This is a genomic window from Plantactinospora sp. WMMC1484, assembly GCF_049315195.1.
GTDB lineage: Bacteria > Actinomycetota > Actinomycetes > Mycobacteriales > Micromonosporaceae > Plantactinospora.
In genome coordinates, this window is record NZ_CP186055.1 from 3,052,029 (window position 1) to 3,065,202 (window position 13,174).

At 73.8% G+C, this 13,174-nt stretch carries 14 protein-coding genes; 7 read left to right on the forward strand and 7 right to left on the reverse strand.

What is annotated here, in order from left to right; translation table 11 throughout:
* Nucleotides 1-101 precede the first annotated feature (101 nt).
* Complete coding sequence (locus tag ACN28C_RS13485; protein ID WP_422773809.1) at nt 102-284, forward strand: hypothetical protein; 183 nt, start codon at nt 102-104, stop codon at nt 282-284.
* A complete protein-coding gene (locus ACN28C_RS13490) occupies nt 281-832 on the forward strand; it encodes a hypothetical protein (protein WP_422773810.1) in 552 nt (183 codons plus the stop codon). The genes ACN28C_RS13485 and ACN28C_RS13490 overlap by 4 nt, the downstream gene beginning before the upstream one ends.
* Before the next feature lie 30 nt (nt 833-862).
* Here ACN28C_RS13490 and ACN28C_RS13495 read toward each other — a convergent pair whose 3' ends face one another.
* Complete coding sequence (locus ACN28C_RS13495) at nt 863-2,320, reverse strand: YibE/F family protein (RefSeq protein WP_422773811.1); 1,458 nt, start codon at nt 2,318-2,320, stop codon at nt 863-865.
* A 161-nt stretch (nt 2,321-2,481) separates the two neighbouring features.
* Nucleotides 2,482-3,081: a TetR/AcrR family transcriptional regulator gene (locus ACN28C_RS13500; protein ID WP_422773812.1), complete on the reverse strand. Its 600-nt coding sequence runs from the start codon at nt 3,079-3,081 to the stop codon at nt 2,482-2,484.
* A 134-nt stretch (nt 3,082-3,215) separates the two neighbouring features.
* Here ACN28C_RS13500 and ACN28C_RS13505 point away from each other — a divergent pair, with 134 nt between their 5' ends.
* Complete coding sequence (locus tag ACN28C_RS13505; RefSeq protein WP_422773813.1) at nt 3,216-4,145, forward strand: DUF72 domain-containing protein; 930 nt, start codon at nt 3,216-3,218, stop codon at nt 4,143-4,145.
* A gap of 101 nt (nt 4,146-4,246) precedes the next feature.
* Here the strand turns inward: ACN28C_RS13505 and ACN28C_RS13510 are convergent, their stop codons facing one another.
* The gene (locus ACN28C_RS13510; protein WP_422773814.1) at nt 4,247-5,188 is read right to left on the reverse strand and encodes a threonine/serine dehydratase; all 942 of its coding nucleotides are present in this window, start codon (nt 5,186-5,188) and stop codon (nt 4,247-4,249) included.
* A 67-nt stretch (nt 5,189-5,255) separates the two neighbouring features.
* Here ACN28C_RS13510 and ACN28C_RS13515 point away from each other — a divergent pair, with 67 nt between their 5' ends.
* From ACN28C_RS13515 to ACN28C_RS13525, 3 genes are all read left to right on the forward strand, one after another.
* Entirely contained in the window at nt 5,256-6,020 is a 765-nt protein-coding gene (locus ACN28C_RS13515) for an MBL fold metallo-hydrolase (RefSeq protein ID WP_422773815.1), read from the forward strand.
* A 213-nt stretch (nt 6,021-6,233) separates the two neighbouring features.
* Entirely contained in the window at nt 6,234-7,682 is a 1,449-nt protein-coding gene (mptB, locus tag ACN28C_RS13520) for a polyprenol phosphomannose-dependent alpha 1,6 mannosyltransferase MptB (protein ID WP_422773816.1), read from the forward strand.
* The gene (locus ACN28C_RS13525; RefSeq protein WP_422773817.1) at nt 7,679-9,064 is read left to right on the forward strand and encodes a glycosyltransferase 87 family protein; all 1,386 of its coding nucleotides are present in this window, start codon (nt 7,679-7,681) and stop codon (nt 9,062-9,064) included. The genes mptB and ACN28C_RS13525 overlap by 4 nt, the downstream gene beginning before the upstream one ends.
* Here the strand turns inward: ACN28C_RS13525 and ACN28C_RS13530 are convergent.
* From ACN28C_RS13530 to ACN28C_RS13540, 3 genes are read right to left on the reverse strand one after another with little or no spacing between them, the layout of a single operon-like run.
* A complete protein-coding gene (locus ACN28C_RS13530; protein WP_422773818.1) occupies nt 8,950-9,567 on the reverse strand; it encodes a hypothetical protein in 618 nt (205 codons plus the stop codon). The genes ACN28C_RS13525 and ACN28C_RS13530 overlap by 115 nt on opposite strands.
* Before the next feature lie 57 nt (nt 9,568-9,624).
* Nucleotides 9,625-10,281 (reverse strand): response regulator transcription factor, encoded by a 657-nt coding sequence (locus tag ACN28C_RS13535; protein WP_422773819.1) that lies wholly within the window; start codon nt 10,279-10,281, stop codon nt 9,625-9,627.
* Complete coding sequence (locus ACN28C_RS13540; RefSeq protein ID WP_422773820.1) at nt 10,278-11,531, reverse strand: sensor histidine kinase; 1,254 nt, start codon at nt 11,529-11,531, stop codon at nt 10,278-10,280. Before ACN28C_RS13540 ends, ACN28C_RS13535 begins: the two co-directional genes overlap by 4 nt.
* Before the next feature lie 172 nt (nt 11,532-11,703).
* Between ACN28C_RS13540 and ACN28C_RS13545 the strand changes: the two genes are divergently transcribed.
* Nucleotides 11,704-12,177, forward strand: a complete 474-nt coding sequence (locus tag ACN28C_RS13545) for a hypothetical protein (protein WP_422773821.1) — start codon at nt 11,704-11,706, stop codon at nt 12,175-12,177.
* An 81-nt stretch (nt 12,178-12,258) separates the two neighbouring features.
* Here the strand turns inward: ACN28C_RS13545 and ACN28C_RS13550 are convergent, their stop codons facing one another.
* On the reverse strand, nt 12,259-12,954 hold the full coding sequence (locus tag ACN28C_RS13550; protein ID WP_422773822.1) for a C39 family peptidase: 696 nt from the start codon (nt 12,952-12,954) through the stop codon (nt 12,259-12,261).
* Nucleotides 12,955-13,174 lie beyond the last annotated feature (220 nt).

The following is a 13,174-nucleotide window of genomic DNA, read 5'->3' on the forward strand; positions in this document are numbered from 1 at the left end:
GCCCGCCCCCCGGGTGACCCGGGTCGGTCCCGCCATCCGCCCACAGTGAGCGGCGCCCCGCGACTGGTCTCCGGGGTGTCGTGGCGTCAGGAGGTTCCGACGTGGATATCACCCTGGCCCGCCGCCGGGTCGACCAGTTGATCGAACGCCAGCACCGGGCCGGCCGCCGCTGCCCGGAGTGTGCGCCACGGGGTGGCTGCCTGCGGCTGCTCGCCGCCGTCCACCGCCGCCTCGACCGGGCCGCCACCGCCCGGATCCCGACGGGCCTCCGGCGGCTGGTGTGAACGGCGCCGACGGCCCGCCCGGACTCGCGATCGACACCGCCCAGCGGATCATCCTGACCCATGCCGCCGACCCGCCCGCACGGTGCGCCCAGTGCCGGGAGCGGCGCTGCTGGCTGCTGGAGACGGCGGTGAAGGTCGTGGTCTTCGACGGCTCGCCGATCGACCCCCGGTTGCACGCCGCGATCACGGCCGCCGCCCGCCGGATCGCCGACGTGCATGCCCCCGGCGACGATCGGCTCTGCTCGCCGTGCCTGCTGGAGGAGTGCGAGCCGCTGGAGATCGCGACCGCGTGGCTGCACGTCACCGGAGAGCGGACGGCTGTGCGCCGGACCGCCGTCGACGTCCTCACTCCCGACCTCGACGAGGCGCGGCGGGTGGTGCGGCAGCATCAGGGGTACGGCTGCCCGCGGTGCACCCCGGCGGGGTGTCCGGCCGAGGACGCCGCGGTGCCGGTGGTCTTCTCGGACGTGGCGAGCAGGTGGCCGGAGGGCCCGAAGACCCTGGCGGAGGTGGAGCGGATCGCCCGGGAGATGCGGGGCGACGGCTGACGCGACGGGAACGGGGTGCCGGCTCGCCGGTTACGGCCCGGTGTGCCGGTGGCGGTCGACGAAGGCCATCCAGGGATCGTCCGTCTCCGGTCTGCTGCCCGGCGCCGGGGTCGAGGGCTGTCCGGTTGCCGTCGCCGGTGGTCCACCATCAATCGGCGAGGACGCGGGCCCGTGTGGCGTCGACGTCGCGGCGACCTCCTGCCGGGCTGCCGTGGTGGCCTGCCCGGTGCTCGGGTCGTCCTGCCCGGCGGCCGGGGTGGGGAGGACCGGGACCGGCACCACCTGGCCGGCGTCCGCCTCCGAGCCGTGCCGGGCGGCGAGCAGTGCCGCCAGGGCGGTGGTGATCGGCACGGCGGCGATCAGCCCGATGGTGCCGACCGCGCTGCGGACCAGTTCCTGGGCGATCAGCTCGCTGGTCAGCAACTCGCCGACCGGGGTGGCACTGTCGGCGGCGAAGAGCAGCATCAGCGGCAGGGAGGCGCCGGCGTACGCCAGCACGATCGTGTTGATCACCGAGGCGATGTGTGCCCGGCCGACCCGGGTGGCGGCGGAGTAGAGCCGCCGGAACCCGTACCCGGGGTTTGCCCTGGCCAGTTCGGCCACGGTGGCCGACTGGGTGACGGTGACGTCGTCGAGCACCCCGAGCGAGCCGATGACGATGCCGGCCAGCAGCAGGCCGCGCATGTTGACCTCGCCCTGGGTGACGGAGAGATAGTTGGAGGTCTCGTCGGCGATGCCGGAGAGGTGGGCGGCGGCGGTGGCGATCGCGGAGAGCGCCGCGGTGATGGTCAGGCTGGCCAGCGTGCCGGCCACCGCGATCGTGGTGGTCATGCTGAACCCGTGGGTCAGGTACAGCACGGTGAGCATGATCGCCGCCGCACCGACGATGGCGACGAGCAGCGGCGAGCGCCCGTCGAGGATGGCCGGCACGATGAACATCAGCAGGATCGCGAAGGTGACGCCGAGCCCAGCCAGCGCGCTCAGCCCGCGCCACCGGCCGAAGGCGAGGACGGCGAGCGCGAACACCGCACCGAGCAGCCACAACTGGGTGGAGCGCTGGTGGTCGATGATCGAGTACTGTCGCTCCGGGCTCTCCTCCAGATAGAGCAGCGCCACCTCGTCACCGGGCTGCACCCGGATGGCACCCGGACCGGACGGCACGTCGGTGCTGACCCGCTGTCCGGCCCCGACCCCCTCGGTCAGGTCGACGGCGACCGTGCCGCAGTCGGTCGGGGCTCCGGCCGGCAACTCCTCGTCGGCCGCCGGCGGCGGGCAGGGGACCGAGTCGACCGCGACGACCGTGCCGAGCACCCGGGTCGGCCCGTCGGCCTGGCGTGCCGTGGGGGTGTCGTCGGGCCAGAGCAGCACCATCGCCGCGAGGGTCAGGAGCGCCGCCGGGATCAGCAGCGCCAGGCTCAGCCGCCGGGCCGCTCGGCCGGGCGGTGGGCCGGGGCGCGGCAGGTGACTGTGTGCGTGTTCGGAACTCATCGGCTCGACTGCTGGCCTTCCTCGGTGGTCGATCGGCGGGCACCGGCCCGAGCATCGCAGCCGGGGCCCCCCGACGGGCCAGCATGACACGCCGCCGATCGGCCGGGCGAGCAGCCGGAAACCGTATGCACGCAGGCGATCATGGCGAACACGCGTGCAGGTCAGCGGATGAGTGTGTCGGTGAGCCGCTCGGCGACCTCCTGGTTGAGCGGCTCGTGCCCGAGGAGGAAGCGGTACCAGAACAGTCCGTACGCCTGGTCGACCAGAAGTTCGAGATCCAGCTCCGGGCCCAGTTCCTCCCGTTCCCGGCCGCGCCGGACGATGGCGTGCAGCGCGTCCCGGCGGGTCCGGGTGAACTGCCGGAAGAGTTCGGCGGTGCCGGGATCGCGGGCCGCCTCGGCGGCCAGGGTGCGCAGCACCACCGCCGTCGCCGGCTCTTTCGCCCGGGCGAACGTGTGCGCGAGAAAGGTGCACAGGTCGCCGCGGAGTGACCCGGTGTCCGGGACGGGCACCAGTGCCTCTCCCCAGTCGGTCAGCGCCTCCAGCAGCACCGCCCACTTCGACTGCCACCAGCGGTAGATGGTCTGCTTGCCGACGCCGGCCTCATGGGCAAGGAGGTCGACGGTCAACCCGCCGTCGTGCGGGGCGGTGAGCAGGCGGAGCGCCGCGTCGAGGATCGCCTGCCGGGCCTCCTCGTTGCGGCGCCGGCCGGTGTGTGTCCGGCGATGCCCGTCGGAGCCGTCGGAGCCGGTCGGAGTCACCGGGCTAGCATACGATTTGTCGGAACTGCCGGTCTCGGTAACGAGACGGAGTGTAGGGCGCTGTCCCTCTCCCGGTCGTTCGTCCCGACCCGGGAGGTTTCGACCCTGCTGCCCGCTGGGGAGAAACTGTGGACATGGGCGAGATGAAGGTGGGCACCTCCTCGTGGGCGGATCGGTCCCTGCTCGCGTCCGGCTGGTACCCCCGGTCGGCCAACACCCCGGCAGGACGGCTGGCCTACTATGCCGAACGGTTCGGCCTGGTCGAGGTCGACACCACCTACTACGCGGTGCCGGCGCCGGAGACGACGGCGGCCTGGGTGGACCGTACGCCGCCGGACTTCACCTTCGACGTCAAGGCGCTCGGCCTCTTCACCGGGCACGGGATCCAGGCGGCGGCGCTCCCGGCCGACCTGCGGCCACCGGGCCGGGAGACCGGCCGGGTACGCCGCCGCGACCTGCCGGAGTCCAGCTACGACGAGCTGTGGCGACGGTTCCGCGACGCGGTCGAGCCGATCGCCGGCGCCGGCAAACTCGGTGTCGTGCTGTTCCAGTTTCCGCCCTGGCTGACGCGGGGCGAGCGGGCGAAGCAGCGGGTCCTCGACGCCGTCGAGCGCTGCCGCCCCTGGCGGGTCGCGGTCGAGTTCCGGCACGCCTCCTGGTTCGACGGGGAGAACGCGCCGGAGACGGTCGGCTTCCTCGCCCGGCACGACATCTCGATGGTCAGCGTCGACATGCCACAGGGCCACGAGTCGTCCATCCCGCCGCTGTTGCTGGCCACCGCCGAGCCGGCGGTGATGCGCTTCCACGGCCACAGCCCGGAGTGGACCACCGGCGACAAGGAGGGCCGGTTCCGGTACGCCTACCGTGACGACGAGCTGGCCGAGTGGGCGGGACAGCTGCATGACCTCGCCGACGAAACCGACGAGCTGCATGTACTGCTGAACAACTGCTGCGCGGGGCAGGCGCAGCGGGACGCCGCCAGGCTCGCCGCCCTGCTCGGCCCGCCAGCCGACTGGCCCGGCCGGTACGCGCGGCGCCGCGCGGCCCTTCGGGTGGTGCGGTAGCGGCCCAGGACGACGGTCGGCAGTCGGTCGGCAGTCGGCGGTCGGTCGGCGGTCGATCGGCAGTCGGCGGTCGGCGGTCGGTCGGCGGGTGGTGCCGAGGGTCAGCCGGCCAGGTCGGCGGGGTCGGTGTTGGCGCCGCAGAGCAGCACCGCCAGTCGCTCCCCGGCGGCCGGCCGGTACACGCCCGAGGTGAGCGCGGCCAGGGCGGCGGCGGTGCCGTGCTCGACGGCGACCCGGTAGGTGCTCCAGAGCAGCCGTCGCGCCTCGACGATCTGCCCGTCGGTGACCAGCACGCTGTGCACCCCGGCGCCGACGGCCAGCTCGTAGGCGATGGTGCCGACCCGGCGCGCGCCGAGCGAGTCGGCGGCGACCCCGGCGACAGGTACGTCGACCGGCCCGCCCGCCGCCAGTGCCGCGTGCAGGGCGGCGGCGCCCTCCGGTTCGACCGCGACCACCCGGGCCTGGCCGTCCAGTCCGGCGGTCACCCCGGCCATCAGCCCGCCGCCGCCGACCGCCACCAGCACGGTATCCAGCTCACCGGCCTGTTCCAGCAACTCCAGCGCCACGCTGCCCTGACCGGCGCAGATCTCCGGCTGGTCGTAGGCGTGGCAGAAGAGTGCTCCGGTGTCGGCCGCCCGCTTGACCGCGGCCTCGTAAGCTTCGGCGTACTCGCTGCCGTGCGGGACCACGGTGGCGCCGAGCTGGCGCAGCCTGCCGACCTTGACGGCGGGGGCGGTGGTCGGCACGTACACCTCGGCGGGCAGTCCGAGGGCGCCCGCCGCGTACGCGACGGCGGCGCCCGCGTTGCCGCCGGAGGCGGTGATGACACCGGCGGCCGGCAGCTCGCCGCGCTCGGCGGCGGCCAGCACCCGGTTGAAGACGCCACGTGCCTTGAACGAGCCGGAGTGTTGCAGGAACTCCAGCTTCAGCCAGAGGGCGCCGGCCGGGCCGGCGAGATCGGGCTCGATCCGGGCCACCGGGGTCGTCCGGATGCGTCCGGCTATCCGGGTCGCCGCCTGCTGCACGTCACTACGGGTGATCACGGTCGCCGTCCCTCCACCTGCTCCGCCGTACGGTAGCCCGCACCGGTGGGTGGTGTGGATATGGTGTGTGCCAGCCCACCCCGGCCCGGCCGGGCCCCGCACGGGAGGTCGCGCGATCATCGACGGCATAGCCATCCGGCAGCTCGCCGGCCGGGTCTGGATCTCGCCCGGCGACCCCGACCCGGCGAACGTCCAGGCCGGCGTGGCGGTCGTCGCCGACGAGCGCGGCAGCGTGGTCGTGGATGCCGGGCACAGCCCCGCGCACGCCCGCGAGATCCAAGCCGTCATGCGCGCCGCCGGGCTTCCGCCGGCCCGGTGGCTGGTCTACACCCATCACCACTGGGACCACGTCTGGGGCGCCTGCGCCTGGCCCGACGTCGAGATCGTCGGTCATGTCGCCGGCCGGGAGCTGCTCCGGCAGGAGGCGGCCCGGCCGTGGAGCCACCGCTACCTGCGCGAGCAGGTACGCGCCAACCCCCGGCTCGGCCCGAGCTTCCGGGCCCGGGCGCTGGCGATGGAGGGCTGGGACAACTTCACGATCCTGCCGCCCGGACGCACCTTCGCCGACGAGCTGACCCTGCCCTCCGGCGTACGGCTGCGGCACGTCGGCGGTGCGCACGCTCCCGACTCGACCGTGGTGTACGTCCCCGACGACGGTGTGGCGCTGCTCGGCGACTGCTTCTATCCGCCACCGGCACACCTGCGCAACCCCGACGACGGCCTCGACGTGGCGTTGCTGCGCGGCCTGATCGACGACGACTACGAGTGGTACGTCCAGAGCCACGGCGAGCCGGTCACCCTGGCCGAGGCCCGCCGGCTCGTTTCTGGCTGACCGCCCACCCGCGACCCGGCACCGGCCTGCACCGGCAGCAAACACCCGGCAGCAAACACCCGGCAGTAAGCACCGACGGCAAGCACCGACAGCAAGCACCAGCAGCACCGGCAGCGATATCGCAGGCCGACGGCGTCCGCGCGGCACTCCCGCGCCACCGGCGGATCACCGGCCGGACGTCTTGCGGCAACGTGGTACAGGAATCCTTCCTGGGTGCTGAGACTGCCTGCGGTGCTCGCATACCGCATCCTGGGCACCGCCGGGACGATGATCCTGGGGTGCGCCGGACTGGCCACCGGTGCGTTGCCGGTCGACCAGACCGGAGCGGCGCTCTGGCTGACAGACTGGCGGCACTATCCGGGCCCGGCGCTGATCTGCGGATACGTCGGTCTCACCATGCTGGTGGCGGCCTGGTGGTGGGCGGGGCGTGACCTTCGGCGGCCCGGCGGCGCCGACGTGCGTGGCCTGCTGACCACCCTCGCCCTCTGGACCTGCCCGCTGCTGCTCGGCCCGCCCCTGTTCAGCCGGGACGTCTACAGCTATCTCGCGCAGGGCACGATGGTGCTGGCCGGTGCCGACGTCTACGAGCACGGGGTGTCACGGTTCGGTGGGCCCTTCGCCGCCGAGGTGCCGCAGATGTGGCAGCAGACGCCGGCGCCGTACGGGCCGGTCTTCCTCGGCCTGGCCGCCCTGGTCACCGCCGTGGCCGGCACGACAGCGGCGGCCGGGGTGATCGGCATGCGCGTGGTGGCTCTGCTCGGCGTCGTCCTGCTGGCGGTCTTCCTGCCCCGGCTGGCCCGGCACACCGGGGTCGAGCCGGGCGCCGCGACCTGGCTCGGCGTGCTGAATCCGCTGGTGCCGCTCCACCTGGTCGCCGGGGCGCACAACGAGGCGGTGATGCTCGGGCTGCTGCTGGCCGGCCTCTGCCTCGCCTTCGAACACCGGTTCGCGCTCGCCACCGTCCTGGTGACGCTGGCCGCCCTGGTCAAGGCGCCGGCGGCGGCGGGGCTGCTGGTGGTCGTGGCGCTGGCCCGGCCGTACTGGGGAATCTGGTTTGCCACGCTGCGTACCGCCGGGCTCGCCGGCCTGACGGCGGTGGCCGCCACCGCCGCCACCGGCCTCGGCTACGGCTGGATCACCGCCCTCGGCACACCGTTCTACAAGCACAGCTGGTCGATCTCGAGCGCGCTCGGGCGGGCGTCGCACCGGCTGACCGAGGCGGCCGGGTTCGACCTCGGCACCGCGCCGATGCGGTTCTGGCTCTGGGCCGGGCTGCTCGCCGCCCTCGGGGGCATGGTCCTCGCCTGGTGGCACCGGCGCCGGCTCGGCCCGACGTACGTGCTCGGGCTGGCCCTGGCGGCGGTGGCGGTGCTCGGGCCGGCCACCCGACCCTGGTACGTGCTGTGGGGCCTGGTCCTGATCGCCGCCGCCGCACCACAGCGGCCGGTACGCCTGCTGGCCTCCCTGACCGCCGCCGGCGTCGCCTTCCTCACCCTGCCCAGCGGCTTCGGGCCGGATCCGGCAGAGCTCGCCCTCGCCACGACCGGGGTGGCGCTCGGGATCGTCGCGGTCGGTTGCTTCGGGCTCGGTGTGAACGCACTCTCGACGGTGCTGGCCAGTCCGGCCTGGAACGGCAGGGCGCTGGAGGGGACCTCCCGATGACCGGACCTCCCCGGACGTACGCCCGGGTGCTCCTTCTCCTCGGCCTGGCCGGGGCGATCGCGGTCGCCATCGCCCTGCTCCCCGGGCACCGGGGCTGGTTCGACGTCGGTGTCTACCACGGGGCGGTCAACCACTGGGTTCACGACGGTGGCCGGCTCTACGACTACGTCCGGCCCGGCACGGGTTACGGGTTCACCTATCCACCCTTTGCCGCGCTCTGCATGCTGCCGTTGGCGGTGCTGGACTGGCATCCGGCGATCGCGGTCAACGCCGCGGTCACGGCCGCGGCCGCCGCGTTCGTGCTGTGGCTCCTGGTCGATCCGATCGCCCGGCGGGAGGGCTGGCACCGGGGGTTCAGCTTCGCGCTCGCGGTGTGCCTCTTCGCGATGCTCGGGCCGGTACGCGACACGGTCAGCTTCGGCCAGGTCAACCTGGTGCTGCTCGCCCTGGTCTACGCCGATCTCTGGCTGCTGGACCGGGGTCACCGACTCGCCGGTGTCGGCAGCGGCGTCGCCGCGGCCATCAAGCTGACCCCGGCGATCTTCATCGGCTATCTCGTGGTGACCCGCCGTTGGCGGGCGGCGGCCACGGCGGCGGCCACGGCGTCCGGCGCCACCCTGCTGGCCTGGCTGGTGGCGCCGGAGGCCACCCAAACCTTCTTCGGGCGGGCCGTCTGGGACACCGGCCGGGTCGGGGCGTTGGAGTACGTCTCCAACCAGTCTCTGTTGGGGCTGGCGGCGCGCTGGAATCCGGAGCATCCGAACCGGCTCGCCTGGCTGGTGCTGGTCGCGGTGGTTCTGCTGGTCTGGGCGCACCGGACCCGGCAGGCGGTCCGGCGCGGTGACGAGCGCCACGGATTCGCCCTGACCGGGATCGTCGCGTGCCTGGTCAGCCCGGTCACCTGGGTTCACCATCTGGTCTGGCTGGTGCCCGCGCTGGTGGTCCTCGCCGACTCCACCCTCGCCGGGCGCGCCGGGCGTGCCGGGCTCGCTGGGCGTGCCGGGCTCGCTGGGCGTGCCGGGCTCGCTGGGCGTGCCGGGCTCGCTGGGCGTGCCGGGCTCGCTGGGCGTGCCGAGCTCGCTGGGCTCGCTGGGCGCGCCGAACGCAGCGAGTGCGCCGAGGATTCGCGCCCGGGGTGGCGGTGGCTTCGGCTGTGGCTGTGGCAGTGGCGGGCACTGGCCGCCGCGTACCTCCTGCTCTGTGGCAGCGTCGTCTGGCTGTGGTCCGGGGACCACGACGGCGTCGTCGGCTTCTTCGGGTCGAACAGCTACGTCCTGCTCTCGCTCGCCATGCTGCTGTTCCTGCCGCTGACCACCTCCGGCGGCACCGCCCCGGCGGGCCGGGAGCCGGAGCGGCCACGCAGCGCCCGCACGCCGAGGTAGAGGAAGGGGAGCAGGAGGAGCAGGTCGGCCACGTGCGCGACCGCCGCCTCCCGGCTGATCCGGCTCAACGGAAACGCCAGCGCACCCAGGCAGAGCAGTACGCCGACCGGCAGCGGTGTGGCGCGCAGCCGGAGCAGGGCCACGCCGAGCAGGAAGAGGACGAGCGGGAAGAGCGGTCCGGCGACCCAGTAGAGCGCCCAGGCGGCGAACGGGTGCTGGTCGAGCAGCGCGATCGTGTCCGCGTGCGAGGCGTCGAAGAGCACCTCGTGGATGCTCTGCACCCCGAACGCCACCCCGCCGACGGTCGCGAAGACGGTCAGCGGCAGCGCCACCGCCACGTAGCGGGGCGCCTCGGCGCGGAGCTGGTCGTAGAGGGCGAGCAGGCCGATCAGCCAGCAGGCGCAGGAGAGGGCGGTGAGCGTGCCGGCGGTGACGCCCTGGGTGTCCGGCTGCCAGAAGAAGGAGGCGACGGCGTTCAATACTGGTCCGAGGATGAGGAACATGCCGGGAACGCTACGAACGGCGGGACGCCACCGGATCCGTCCGGCGACGGCGGCGGGCTACCGCATCCGCCGTACCCCGGCGAGCCCGCCGCGGTAGGCGAAGACCACGAGTTGGGCCCGGTCCCGGGCGCCGAGCTTGGTCATCGCCCGGTTGGCGTGCGTCTTGGCGGTCGCGGTGCTCATCCCGAGCCGGGCGGCCACCTCCGCGTTGGAGAGCCCGTCCGCGACCAGTGTCACCACCTCGCGCTCCCGGGCGGTCAACGTGTGCAGGCCGGGCACCTCCGGTCCGCTGGCGTAGGCGGCGATGAGCCGGCGGGTCACCTCCGGCGCCAGCAGCGCGTCGCCGGCCGCCACCACCCGGACCGCCCGGCGCAGCTCCTCCGGCTCCAGGTTCTTCAGCAGGAAGCCACTGGCACCGGCCTGCAGCGCCGCGTAGACGTACTCGTCGAGTTCGAAGGTGGTCAGCACGACGACCCGGACCCCGGGCAGCCGGTCGTCGGCGAGGATCCGCCGGGTCGCGGTCAACCCGTCGGTGCCCGGCATCCGGATGTCCATCAGCACGATGTCCGGCCGGTGCGCCCGGGCCAGCGCGATCGCCTCGTCGCCGTCGGTGGCCTCGGCGACCACCTCGATCTCCGGCGTCCGTTCCAGCAGCACCCGGAACCCGGCCCGGACCAGCGTCTGGTCGTCGGCGAGCAAGACCCTGACCGTCATCCCGGCAGCCATCCCCGCACCTGGAAGCCGGCGCCGCCGTCGGCCGGGCCGGCCCGCAGCCAGCCGCCGAGCCCGGCGGCCCGCTCCGCCATCCCGCGCAGGCCGTTGCCGGGCGGCCCGGCCACGCCCCGGCCGTCGTCGGAGACGGTGAGGTCGAGCCCGTCGCGGCGGTAGCCGATCCGTACCTCGATCCGCTCGGCGCCGGCGTGCCGGAGGGCGTTCGCCACCGCCTCCTGCACGATCCGGTACGCGGTCGCCTCCACCGCCCGGGGCAGCGGTCGCGGCGTACCGTCGTGCCGCAGCACCGTGCCGGTCGTCGCGGCCAGCGCGGACAACCGGTCGAGCCCGGGAGCCGGCGGTTCCGGCCCTGTCGCGGGCTGCCACTGCTGGTCCTCGGGCTGCCACTGCTGGTTGCCGGGCTGCCACTGCTGGTCCTCGGGCTGCCGGGTGCCGTCCCGGAGCACGCCGACCGCGGCGCGCAGTTCGGTCAGCGCCTCCCGGCTGGCCCGCCGGACCGCCTCCAGCGCCTTTCGGGCCTGTTCCGGGTCGTCGTCGAGCACGTCGGCGGCCACCCCGGCCTGCACGCCGACCACCGCGAGGGTGTGCGCGGTGACGTCGTGCAGCTCACGGGCGATCCGGACGCGTTCGTCGAGCACCCGCCGTTCCGCCGTACTGTCCTGCTCGGCGTGCAGCAGGGCGAGGCGGATCCGGCGGCCCCGTACCACCTCGCCGAGGAGCAGCGCCGCCACGAAGACCACGGTCGAACCGTCCAGCGTGGCGTCCAGCGGCTCGACCCCGGCCACCACGGTCCGCCCGTGCGCGTCCAGCAGGATGAAGAGGCCGGCCAGCACCAGGCCGAGCCGGCGGCGCGGCGCCACCGCGACCGAGTAGAGGGCCACCCAGACCGGCGCGGCCGGCGCACCGCCCGGATACCGGGAGACGTGGTAGAGCAGGAAGAGACCACCGACCGCCGCCAGCACCGCGGCCGGACAGCGCCGCCGGGCGAGCAGGGCCGCGGTCATCGCCGCCGCGATGGCGTACGCCCAGAGGTCCGGCGCCCGGTCTGCCGGTTCCACCACCGCGACCGCCATCCGGTACGCGGTGACTGCCCCGGTGACCGCCACTATCCCGACGTCCACCGCCCGGCGCCTCGTCCCGGCCACCGCCCGGCGCCTCGTCCCGGCCACCGCCCGGCGCCTCGTCCCGGCCACCGCCCAGCGACTCATGTCGGCCACCGCCCAGCGACTCATGCCGCCACTGTATTGAGCCGGGTGCGCCGGCACGTACCACGAACGCGGTAGTCCGCCGGCCCGCCGCACCGCGCGGGGGGACACCTCGCCGGCCGGGTTCCGGGGTTGACCCTCGACCTCATCGAGGCCCGAGCATCGTCGGCGTACCGGCCGGAGGCAGGGGGAGTGGACGATGGGGCAGGGAACCGACGAGACGATGGCGAGCATCGCGGAGGCGGTCGAGTGGGGGCGGGCCGGGCGCACCGGGCCGGCCAGGGAGCGGCTGACCGAGCTCTGGGCGGTGATCGGCCCGACCGGTGATCCGTTCCACCGCTGCACACTCGCGCACTACCTCGCCGACCTCCAGGACGATCCGGCCGAGGAACTCCGCTGGGACCTGCGGGCGCTGGAGGCGGCCGAGACGCTGACCGACGAGCGGGCGCAACGGAGCCATGCCGGCCTCGCGGTCGCGGCGTTCCGCCCGTCGTTGCAGCTCAACCTCGCCGAGGACTACCGCAAGCTCGGCCGGCCGGACCAGGCGCGCCGGCATCTGGCCCTCGCCCGGGAGAGCCTGCCGGTGCTCTCCGACGACCCGTACGGGCGGATGATCCGGGACGCGGTCGAGCGCCTCGGCGCCACGCTGGCGGCGACCGACCCGGCGAGCTGAGTCCGGGTACGACGAAAGGGCCGGTCCCCGGATGATGTTCCGGGGGCCGGCCCTTGTCGGGGTGTGCTGTGTCGGATCGGGTTATGCGGAGTAGCCGCGTTCGGCGGCCCAGTTGGCCAGGGCGATGGTGCTCATCCAGTACTCGGCCTGGTCCGGGTTGGCCGGGTCGGCGATCTTGACCTTGCGGCCGTGGTCGTCGTACCCGACAACGGTCAGGTAGTGCCCACCGGCATACGAGTGCGACATCCCGTCGAGGTCGATGCCGGTGCCCTTGATGTTCATCACGACCGGACGCTTCGCGTCGAGGGCGCGGACGATGTCGACCTGGAGCCGGTCCATCTGCTCCGGCGTAACCGTCGGGTCCGGGATCGCCACGGTCCTGTAGCCCTTACCACCGGTGGTGTTGAGTACCCGGGTGGTGTCCTCGGCCGAGTTCGTGCCGGCCTCGGTCGTGCCGAGCTTACCGGCGACCTCGTCCTGGGTCGGGGCGTGGCCCTGCGCGGTCAGCGCGATCCGGGTCGCCGCCGGAGCGCAGTAGTAGCCGTTCTCCTGCGCCTTGTACTGATAGTCCAGGACCTTCGACGGGCTGCCCTTGTCGATGTCCCGCACGTCGGTGGTGACCGCGGCCGAGGTCGGCGACATCGGCGTCGGGGTGTCCGCGGCGATCGCCGGAGCGGCGATCGCGCCACCGGCGACGGCGAGCCCGGCGATACCCAGCGCGGTCCTACGGATCGGGGTCTCGGTGATGGCGGGAAGCCATCGGCTGACGAACGTCATGATGGTCTGCCTTCCATTCCGGGGATGAGACACACCACCACACACCCACCAAGGGTGGAGACCGGTGATGGCGTGCCGAACGAAACACAGGAACGTGTCTCCGGGGGAGGTCAACCGCCGCCACCGCCCGCACATTCCCCCGGGCACTCGACAGCCCCGGGGTGGGGGCCTGCTGCTGCGGTCGTACGCCGGTTACAACGACCCCCGGCCCCCGGATGTT

Excerpts from the sequence above, each read along its gene's own strand:
- ACN28C_RS13495 (WP_422773811.1), bottom strand. The coding sequence starts at position 2,320 with ATGAGTTCCGAACACGCACACAGTCACCTGCCGCGCCCCGGCCCACCG.
- ACN28C_RS13505 (WP_422773813.1), top strand. The coding sequence starts at position 3,216 with ATGGGCGAGATGAAGGTGGGCACCTCCTCGTGGGCGGATCGGTCCCTG.
- ACN28C_RS13525 (WP_422773817.1), top strand. The coding sequence starts at position 7,679 with ATGACCGGACCTCCCCGGACGTACGCCCGGGTGCTCCTTCTCCTCGGC.
- ACN28C_RS13530 (WP_422773818.1), bottom strand. The coding sequence starts at position 9,567 with ATGTTCCTCATCCTCGGACCAGTATTGAACGCCGTCGCCTCCTTCTTC.
- ACN28C_RS13535 (WP_422773819.1), bottom strand. The coding sequence starts at position 10,281 with ATGACGGTCAGGGTCTTGCTCGCCGACGACCAGACGCTGGTCCGGGCC.
- ACN28C_RS13540 (WP_422773820.1), bottom strand. The coding sequence starts at position 11,531 with ATGAGTCGCTGGGCGGTGGCCGACATGAGTCGCTGGGCGGTGGCCGGG.
- ACN28C_RS13545 (WP_422773821.1), top strand. The coding sequence starts at position 11,704 with ATGGGGCAGGGAACCGACGAGACGATGGCGAGCATCGCGGAGGCGGTC.
- ACN28C_RS13550 (WP_422773822.1), bottom strand. The coding sequence starts at position 12,954 with ATGACGTTCGTCAGCCGATGGCTTCCCGCCATCACCGAGACCCCGATC.